This is a genomic window from Candidatus Aquicultor sp. (genome assembly GCF_054640775.1).
Window position 1 is genome coordinate 1 of sequence record NZ_JBTSLF010000353.1, and the last position, 2,507, is coordinate 2,507.

At 46.5% G+C, this 2,507-nt stretch carries 1 protein-coding gene; it reads left to right on the forward strand.

The window, feature by feature from the left end; translation table 11 throughout:
- The first annotated feature begins 1,423 nt into the window (after window positions 1-1,423).
- Window positions 1,424-2,437: a LacI family DNA-binding transcriptional regulator gene (locus ACYC56_RS15265; RefSeq protein WP_461375028.1), complete on the forward strand. Its 1,014-nt coding sequence runs from the start codon at window positions 1,424-1,426 to the stop codon at window positions 2,435-2,437.
- Window positions 2,438-2,507 lie beyond the last annotated feature (70 nt).

Genomic DNA, 2,507 nt, shown 5'->3' on the forward strand with positions numbered 1-2,507 from the left:
AAAAAAAATGATTTACGTGTTTGGGAAGATCATTCGATTGATCCTGAAGATTTGTGTTTCATCTGTGATTACGGGGGTTACAACGTGTTGGCTGCCCTGATTATCCTGATTGGGTTGGCGGCGGTATGGTTTTTGGGATAAACCAGCAGGCAGATCAGGAAGTATTTGGAGGAAATTTTTGATGGAGCCCATTGTTTGTTATTCGCTTGCACCCATTTGCCAACGTTGTACTCAGGCTCATCAATTTTTCGCTGGGTTGAATGTTCCCCATGAAATGATCACAAAAAATTTTCTGGTTTCCCTGCTGTTCTGCGTCAATCATGGATACAAACCACCTGTTTATCAAAAAAAAGATCGGATTCTATCACATGGTCGTGTACCCACAATCGCCGAATTCAAATCATGGTTGGATGAACGGGGTTCAGAAGATTGCTGAATGACCTTATTGTTATAGAAAAAATATCCTTCTATCCCTGAACGATCGCGAAGCATACTTGATGCGAAGCCATTAGGGGCATTACTACAAAGAAGTGACCGACGCTGCGACGATGGTACAGAAGTTCAACTTCGTCTTGAGGTAACGATTGCTGTGAGTACCCTTCAAAATAAGACTGATACCCTGTAGTGGATCTTCTCGGATCACCTTCTCTAGTATAAGCTTCACCAATAATGCGGGTGGTTCCTTTAATTCGATCATCAAGTACAGTCTATCAATTTTGGATTCGAATTTTTCTCAGAGAACAAAGTACTTGACTTACAATACCAAATGGCCTACGATACGAATACTTATTAACAATCGCAGTTTGTATTGGTCGACGGAACCGGAGTTCGTTTATTTCGCTGAATTGTGTGGTTTAGAGGTCAACGATCCCGAAATCAGGTTTCTCCCTCATAACCCGGAGGTCAGAGGTTCGAATCCTCTCCCCGCTACTGTTTCCGAAGCGCCCATTTTTGGGCGTTTTTGGTTTTAACATGCGTTTGTCCCTAGATTAATTTGTATAGAAGAGGATTTCTTGTTGATCGAAAAACTAACTCTCTTCTAAAGATAGACCAAGAATAACAATACTTCGAATCAGTTTCAACCTGTAAAAGCCTATAGGGCAATTCAGAAAACCATATCACTTTCTACGTGGGATTCTTCAATAGGAAAGCAATTCTTATTCCAGTATGAAGTTAGATTCTTACCTGGTGAGAAATCGACGACCTATTCCAAATTCAATCTTGTCCTATCAAGGTAAGTCAGCATTGCCTTGGTTGAACTCGACATAAACGACCCAATATCTCTGCAAACATTAAAACCAGATGAGAAATTGATACTTGACAATGGTTTCAAACGGTCTATAATAATAATCGTAACCGGTTACGGTAACGGTTACGGAATCGGTTACGAAACCCCTACCTTTTACATCCGGAGACCACCACTATGACGATCACAATCGATGAAATTGCGGAAATGGCCGGCGTTTCCAAGACGACCGTTTCCCGGGTGCTCAACAACAAACCCGACGTCAGGCCGGAAACCCGCGAAGCCATCCTCAAGCTCATCGATCAATACGATTTCACCCCAAACGCCCTGGCCAAGGCCATTACCCTTCACAAGAGCCATAGCATCGGCCTGCTCATCCCGCACGAGGCCAATTACATTTTCTCAAATCCCTTCTACGTGGAAGTCATGCGGGGTGTTTCGACTGAAGTCGATAAATGCGGATATTTTCTGTTCATTTGTTACCCCCACGACCAGAACTATCTCGAGATCTACAAACAGAAACGGGTGGACGGTTTCATCATCCTCTCGCCGGGTTCCTTTCATAGGAACATTATCGATACACTGCTCACATCCGAGATTCCCTTCGTCTCCACCTCCAAAATGTCTGATGAGAAAGACATGGTCTTCGTGGATGTGGATAATTTTAAAGGCGCCGAGATGGCCATGGAGCACCTCATCGCGCTCGGCCATCGGCGCATCGGCTTCATCGGCAAGCCTTCCCTGGTCAGCAGCGTTGATCGTTTCAACGGTTATAAGGCTGTTCTTGAAAAAAACAATATTCCGCTGGACCAATCACTGATCCGCATCGCAGACAACGCCTCCATTCAGGGTGGGACGGCGGTGACAAATGAGCTGCTGGATAATCCCATCCCGCCGACCGCGGTTCTGGCTGTCAACGATTTATTGGCGATCGGCGCCATTCACGCCATGCAGGAACGCGGCGGCCGCGTCCCGGAAGACCTGTCGGTCGTCGGCTTCGACGATATTCCCCTGGCCGAATCGGTCAATCCGCCGCTCACTACCATCCGGCAACCGGCGTATGAAAAGGGCGTGCGCTCGGCAACAATGCTGGTGCAATATCTGGAAAAGAAGAAGAAACCTAAATCACAGACCCTGGGTGTGGAATTGATTGTGCGAAAATCCACTTCAAGACCCGGCGAAAGCGCTTAACATGCCAACCGCCGAGACCCGCCACTACGGCTGCCGCATCACCGACGACCTGGTCTATAAGGGCTTGCGA